Origin of the sequence: Paenochrobactrum sp. BZR 201-1 (assembly GCF_044987585.2) — a bacterium.
GTDB classification, from domain to species: domain Bacteria; phylum Pseudomonadota; class Alphaproteobacteria; order Rhizobiales; family Rhizobiaceae; genus Paenochrobactrum; species Paenochrobactrum pullorum.
The window spans coordinates 85,755-92,788 of record NZ_JBJDRZ020000011.1; the positions used below are offsets into that span (position 1 = coordinate 85,755).

Below are 7,034 nucleotides of genomic sequence, written 5' to 3' on the forward strand. Positions count from 1 at the left end.
AAGGGTTTGGTTTATCCTCCGGCAGACCTGCCGGCGGCTTTTAATGTGATGTTGAAGGCGGGTTAAAGGGGCAGTTGAAGTCGTTGTTTTATGTACAGCTTTTGCCTTGCGACAACAAATGATTCGCTTTTTTAGCGCGAATCATGTGAGTCGCACTTAAGATGTAGTGAAATTGACGAAAACAAACACGCTTTAAAAGCTGAAATACGTGGCAAAAACGAGCTTAAATGCTCATTTTAACGCGTAAACTCGCTAAAATGAGCATAAATCGCCTTAATATCAGTACATAGGGTATAGGGTTAATTGCCTATTAAGGGCAATCTTATACTGGCTGAATTACACAGACGAATTGTATCTTCGTGTACAAGTTCGTCGACCTATCTAATTCTTTAGAGAAGCGACCCGGTCGCCTGGAGACAAGTATATGGCAACGAAGGTGAAAGAAAACGAAGAGGCTGAAGTCGAGCGCGATGGCGCCACTGATGGCCCGCTTCTCGACCTTTCTGACGACGCTGTCAAGAAAATGATCAAGCTCGCCAAGAAACGTGGCTATGTCACGATGGATGAGCTGAATGCTGTGCTGCCCTCTGAAGAGGTTACCTCCGAGCAGATCGAAGATACGATGGCGATGCTTTCAGATATGGGCATCAATGTAGTGGAAGACGATGAGCAGGACGCAGATCGCGAAGAGCCTGAAGACGACGCAGAAGAAGGCGGCGAGCTGGTAGAAGCTTCCGGCACTGCGGTTGCCACCACGACGACCAAAAAAGAACCAACCGACCGCACCGATGATCCGGTGCGCATGTATTTGCGTGAAATGGGTACGGTTGAACTTTTGTCGCGTGAAGGTGAAATCGCGATTGCCAAGCGTATTGAAGCTGGCCGCGAAACCATGATTGCGGGTCTTTGTGAAAGTCCTCTGACTTTCCAGGCGATCATCATCTGGCGTGAAGCATTGAACGACCAGCAGATTTTGCTGCGTGAAATCATTGATCTTGAAACCACCTATGCCGGCCCTGAAGCAAAGCAGGCACCAGCAATTGAACGGGTGGAAGAAGCACAGAAGCGTCCTGAAGAGCGTTTCCAGCGCCGTGTGCGCGATGACGACATCACCAATGTCGGCGGCGAAGCCCCGATTGAGGAAGATGACGAGGACGATGAAGACGAAGTGAACCTGTCGCTTGCGGCGATGGAAGCGGAATTGCGCCCGCAGGTCATGGAAACTCTTGACCTGATCGCGGAAACTTATTCCAAACTGCGCAAATTGCAGGATCAGCAGGTTGAAGGCCGTCTGGCTGCTACCGGCGAATTGTCCAACAGTCAGGAAAAGCGCTACAAAGAGCTTAAAGATCAGCTGATTACCGCGGTTAAGTCATTGTCGCTGAACCAGAACCGTATTGAGGCGCTGGTTGAGCAGCTTTATGACATCAACAAGCGTCTGGTTCAGAACGAAGGCAAGTTGCTACGTTTGGCGGAATCTTTTGGTGTGCGCCGCGAAGACTTCCTCAAGGAATATCAGGGCAGCGAACTTGATCCGAACTGGACAGAGCGTATTGCCACCCTGACGACACGCGGCTGGAAAGAACTGGCTGAAAAAGAAGCGCGTACGATTGAATATCTGCGTACTGAAATTCAGATTCTGGCAACCGAAACCGCGATTTCGATTGGTGAATTCCGCCGCATTGTCAATCAGGTGCAAAAAGGTGAACGTGAAGCAGCCATTGCCAAAAAGGAAATGGTTGAAGCGAACCTGCGTCTGGTGATCTCTATTGCCAAGAAATACACCAACCGTGGCTTGCAGTTCCTGGATCTTATTCAGGAAGGCAATATCGGTCTGATGAAGGCGGTTGATAAGTTTGAATATCGCCGTGGTTATAAGTTCTCGACTTATGCCACATGGTGGATCAGACAGGCGATCACCCGTTCGATTGCGGATCAGGCACGCACCATCCGTATTCCGGTGCATATGATCGAAACAATCAATAAGATTGTCCGCACATCCCGCCAGATGCTGCATGAAATTGGTCGTGAACCGACACCGGAAGAATTGGCCGAGAAGCTTGCAATGCCTTTGGAAAAAGTGCGCAAGGTTCTTAAAATTGCCAAAGAGCCGATCTCCCTTGAAACACCTGTTGGTGACGAGGAGGATTCACATCTTGGCGATTTCATCGAAGACAAGAATGCGATGTTGCCGATTGATTCCGCTATTCAGGCGAACTTGCGTGACACAACAACCCGCGTGTTGGCGTCTTTGACACCACGTGAAGAACGCGTACTGCGTATGCGTTTTGGTATTGGTATGAATACCGACCACACGCTGGAAGAAGTTGGCCAGCAGTTCTCGGTAACGCGTGAGCGTATCCGTCAGATCGAAGCCAAAGCACTACGTAAGCTCAAACATCCAAGCCGTTCGCGGAAATTGCGTTCGTTCCTGGATAGCTAAGCGTTTAAAATTCAAGCCACCCGTTCATCGCGGGTGGCTTTTTAATATGGCCGTTATGAACGGCGATGATTAAGGGTGAGGGTAGAATGTCTTTTTTGAAACGTCTGTTTGGTGGCAAATCGCAGAGTGATGAAGCGGAAAGCGTGCAGGAAGCCGGACGTTTGGAGCATAAAGGTTTTTTAGTTGTTGCGACGCCGTTTAAAGAAGGCGGGCAGTATCAGGTCTGTGGAGTGATCTCGAAGCAGATCGGTGATGAAATGAAAGAAAATCGTTTTATCCGTGCCGATAAATGCCCGACTATTGAGGATGCGGCGAATATCGCGCTTAATAAAGGTCGTCAGATCATTGATGAACAGGGCGAGCGCTTGTTCTCTTGATAAGTACGGCCGTCAAAACGAGCTTATTACAAATGAGGCGGCTCATGTGCCGCCTTTTTTAATGTTTTTTTGGCGTACTGTCACTGCCACGGGAGGCGAGCGAGCTTTGCAGAGTGTGCATATGGATATGAAGGACATAAATATACAGACACAAAAAACTCGCAAAGATGCATTGTGCGGGAACTTATATTGTTAACGTTTTAAGGGAATGTTGGTAGCGGAGGAGGGATAATGTCCTCTGGGTACATCTAACCCATTGATATTTACACGAAAAATTACGATTTTCTCACAGTTTTTAACTAAGTACATGCGTACAATAGTGCGTTGATTTTAGCAAGGGCTATGCAACTGAGCCGATAATAAGCTGAAAGTGCCCTGTAAAACGGTGGGATAAAAAGACAATAGACAGCAAGCACGGCGACGTAATTGCCTCCAACCGTCTTGCTCAGGATTTTGCAGGTACTGTGCCAGATCAGAAATGGAGTGTTGCTATCAGCTGTATTAAGACTGCTAGAGGATGGTTCTATTTGGCGATTACGTTGGCGGTTTTAATCCGTGCGGTCTCCGATAAAGACCATGGTTTATCCTCTTGCTGAACGTCTCATCAACCTAAGTTTTCTCATCACAATTGGCCTGTATAGCCGGTATAGCAGTATAGCAATGAGCAGGCTCACATAAATACACTGCTCAATTGATAAAACCTTAGCTGACAAAATAAAATGCAGACCAGCACATACCACTGCTACATAAACTAACCTATGCAACAACATCCATTTTTTCCCAAGCCTCTTAATTGAAGCATTATTTGAAGTCACAGCAAGTGCTAACAAAATTACAAATGTTGCCATACCGAACATAATGAATGGTCGCTTCAAAACATCATCAATGACCGCTTGAAGGTTCATCGCCTGATCTAGGACCAGGTAAACAGCCAGATGCATCAATGCATAATAGAAACATAGCAGACCAAGCGCCCGCCTGTGACAGAGCGACCGCGCACCGCCCTTGATAAGCAAACGTCGAATAGTGCATGTTTTAGCGCAATACACATCAACCAAGCAGCATGAAATCTAACCAAGGCGCAGCTTAGCGAAACCGCAAACCTGTTCAGAAAAACAGGACCACTTCACTCCTGCCAAGCTGAGATGTCTCTCAAGACCACGATGGTAGGCACCTGTCGCCTCGAAAACAACCACCACGTCTTTAATTTTCCCAATCCAGACGTATAACTGTGCTTAGCCATCTTTTCTATTACCTTTGCTTATCGTACGGGCCCGTAGCCCACGTATCCGTGCAGGTCATCAGAAAAAGGCGAAGGTCCATCAAACTCGACCGCGGCCCTTCAAGACTATGCTCCGCACGATGCCACCTCCGCCGCTACCCCGCAGTTTACAGTGCTGGGTAGCAGCTCCTTTTTATCTCAAGAAGCCAAAGGTTTTTATAAGATAAGCTCCGCTTGGGCAAAATACGCAGAGGCCTTGCGTAAAATTTCATTGGCTTGCCGCAATTTCCGAACTTCACGTTCAAGTTCTTTGATCCGTGCCAGATCGGTACTGGTTGGTCCTGCGAGATCGCCGTTATTACGCTGTTGTTGGCGTGACCAATTACGAAGGCTATCGGTAGAGCAACCAAGCTTACTTGATATACCCGCAAGCGCTGCAGTTTCGCTCAAATATTCATTACGATGCTCAAACAGCATCTGAACGGCACGCGTGCGAAATTCCGGAGAATAACGTTTCGATGTTTTCTTATGTTCCATAGGATCCACTCTATTTGGAGTTAGACCCTCCGGTAAACACAGGGCGGTTCAGTACAGATTTCCCGAGCCACCTCAACTATGGCCCAAGTAAGCCGATATTTGAACCTAGCATCATGGAACTTTAACCATACTGCTACCCTTCTCGATTAGAGTTGAACTAGCCTGATTAAGACCAATGATTGTGGTGTCAATATCATGTGTCTTGAACCGCTGGACCACCTTGTCGAGCGCCGCCGTCGCAGTAATGTCCCAAAAGTGCGCATCCTGTAAATTAATTAAAACAGATTTACCCATCGCATCACGAATATCAAATGCTTCAATAAACAAGTCCGCGGATCCAAAAAAAACTTGCCCCGAGACACGGTAAACCAATCGATCCGCATCTGATTGTGTTTCAATTGTTATTTCTAGTAGGCGGGCGACTTTAAAAGCAAAGAATACACCGCTTAATAAGACACCAACAACGACACCTAAAGCCAGATTTGAGCTTATAACAGTGACCAAAACTGTCGCGAGCATAACAACACTCGACAATTTAGGATGCACCACAACAGCCCGCATAGACGACCAATCGAATGTGTCGATTGATACCATCACCATAATGGCGACGAGCGCAGCTACCGGAATTTGTGAAACCCATGGTTTCAGTGCAACAATCAAAACAAGTATAAAAACACCTGCAAACAAAGTGGAGAGACGTCCACGGCCACCATATTTAACATTACTTACCGTTTGTCCAATCATGCCGCAGCCAGCAATCCCACCAAACAAACTCGCGGCAGCATTAGCAATGCCCAGTCCTGTGCACTCCCTGTTTTTGGAGCTTGGCGTATCAGTTAGATCATCCACAACACTGGCTGTCATCATGGATTCGAGAAGTCCGACCATTGCAATTGCAACGGCAGGACCGGCAATGATCGTCAGCGTTTCGACCGTTAAAGGAACAGCGAGCCAAGCAAAAGATGGAAGTTGACGTGAGCCCCGCAAACTCCTCCAGATTTTGGTAGAGTCCAATCCTTGGTAGGAGATGGACAATGAAACGCTCACGGTTTTCAGATGAACAGATAATTGGGATGATTAAAGAGCAGGAAGCGGGAACGCCCACTGCACAAGTATGCCGCAAATATGGGATTAGCAGCGCTAGTTTTTACAAATATAAAGCCAAGTTTGGTGGCCTGGAGGTTTCCGATGCGCGTAAGCTGAAAGCATTGGAAGAAGAAAATGCCAAGCTAAAAAAGCTGTTGGCTGAGACGATGCTTGACAATGCTATTTTGAAAGATGTCGCTGCAAAAAAATGGTAACGCCCGATGCCAGGCGAGACGCAGTTGTTCACGTCTGCCAAGTGTATGCCGTGAGCCAGCGTCGGGCGTGTGCCGTTTTATGTATTGATCGATCAAGTGTGCGCTATCGTCGTAAGCGTCCTGATGATGCGTATATTCGTGAAGCAATGAAACAAGTGGCCTCCGAACGACGGCGCTTCGGTTATCGGCGTATTCACGTCATGCTGGAACGACAGGGGATCATCATGAACTTGAAGAAACTGCGTCGATTATATCAGGAAGAGAAACTAACCGTGCGCAAGCGTGGTGGGCGCAAACGGGCTCTGGGAACGCGCAGGCCGATAGTTTTACCATCGCGAGCCAATGAACGATGGAGCCTGGACTTTATCAGTGATGCCTTCACAGATGGTCGTCGGTTCAGGGTTCTTGCGGTCGTTGACGACTTCACGCGGGAGTGTCTGGCTTTGGTTCCCGACACATCGCTATCAGGTCTGCGGTTGGCACGCGAGCTGGATTACCTGATCAGTCAACTCGGCAAGCCACGAACGATAGTTTCTGACAACGGGACAGAAATGACCAGTCATGCCATTCTCAAGTGGTGTCAGGAAACAGGCATTGAATGGCACTACATCGCGCCGGGCAAACCAATGCAAAATGGCTTTGTCGAAAGTTTCAACGGTAGTTTCCGCGATGAATGCCTAAACGAGACCTTGTTCTCATCGCTTGCTCAGGCGCGCACTGAGATCAAAGCATGGAAGGATGATTATAACAAAAACAGACCGCACTCTTCACTCGGCAATGCTACGCCGAATGAGTTCGCCATAAAAATGGCTCTAGAAAAACGGGCCGCTTAAGGCCAATGTTAAAATCTAAGACTCTCCTGAAAAATGGAGGAGTGTTGGGGCTCAGGTCATTTCCGAAACAATCCGCGCCTTTAAATCGGTCGACCACTGGCGATGTTTACCACGCTTACTCTGATCTGTTGTGAGAAACTCTATTCGAGGCTCCATCGAGAAACTCCGGTCTGTCCATTCAAAGCCTCTTAATGACAGATCAGAAAATCAAACAGAATGTGGGGCCAAAACACCGCTTACCGAAAAGCTGGCCTATATCCACAATCACTGGGAGGGACTGCAAGCCTTCCTGAGTGATGGTCGCGTCGAGATTGATAATAA

The 7,034-nt window shown here is 47.8% G+C and carries 5 protein-coding genes and 2 pseudogenes; 4 read left to right on the top strand and 3 right to left on the bottom strand.

Annotated elements, in window-relative coordinates:
- The first annotated feature begins 424 nt into the window (after positions 1 to 424).
- Together rpoD and ACI0FR_RS08950 are read left to right on the top strand one after the other, a co-directional pair.
- Positions 425 to 2,443 carry an RNA polymerase sigma factor RpoD gene (rpoD, locus tag ACI0FR_RS08945; RefSeq protein WP_374831658.1) on the top strand — a complete coding sequence of 673 codons (2,019 nt, stop codon included), beginning with the start codon at positions 425 to 427 and terminating at the stop codon, positions 2,441 to 2,443.
- An 86-nt stretch (positions 2,444 to 2,529) separates the two neighbouring features.
- Positions 2,530 to 2,820 carry an HlyU family transcriptional regulator gene (locus ACI0FR_RS08950; protein ID WP_374831660.1) on the top strand — a complete coding sequence of 97 codons (291 nt, stop codon included), beginning with the start codon at positions 2,530 to 2,532 and terminating at the stop codon, positions 2,818 to 2,820.
- Between the two features lie 581 nt (positions 2,821 to 3,401).
- Here the strand turns inward: ACI0FR_RS08950 and ACI0FR_RS08955 are convergent.
- The 3 genes and pseudogenes from ACI0FR_RS08955 to ACI0FR_RS08965 all read right to left on the bottom strand — a co-directional run.
- Positions 3,402 to 3,821, bottom strand: a pseudogene (locus ACI0FR_RS08955) (protein-methionine-sulfoxide reductase heme-binding subunit MsrQ); the annotation flags it as partial.
- A 437-nt stretch (positions 3,822 to 4,258) separates the two neighbouring features.
- A complete protein-coding gene (locus ACI0FR_RS08960) occupies positions 4,259 to 4,579 on the bottom strand; it encodes a transposase (RefSeq protein ID WP_404906084.1) in 321 nt (106 codons plus the stop codon).
- Between the two features lie 111 nt (positions 4,580 to 4,690).
- Positions 4,691 to 5,548: pseudogene (locus ACI0FR_RS08965) on the bottom strand (SulP family inorganic anion transporter); the annotation flags it as partial.
- 65 nt (positions 5,549 to 5,613) lie between these two features.
- On the opposite strand from ACI0FR_RS08965, the gene ACI0FR_RS08970 reads away from it, so the two are divergent.
- Both ACI0FR_RS08970 and ACI0FR_RS08975 read left to right on the top strand, forming a co-directional pair.
- Positions 5,614 to 6,713 (top strand): IS3 family transposase gene (locus ACI0FR_RS08970; protein WP_461667937.1). Its coding sequence is split into 2 segments (ribosomal slippage): positions 5,614 to 5,866 and positions 5,866 to 6,713, totalling 1,101 coding nucleotides; the frame shifts between segments, so codons are not numbered across the junction.
- Between the two features lie 130 nt (positions 6,714 to 6,843).
- Positions 6,844 to 7,034 (top strand): IS66 family transposase (locus tag ACI0FR_RS08975; RefSeq protein ID WP_461667938.1); only part of this gene is annotated, 191 nt, incomplete at its 3' end.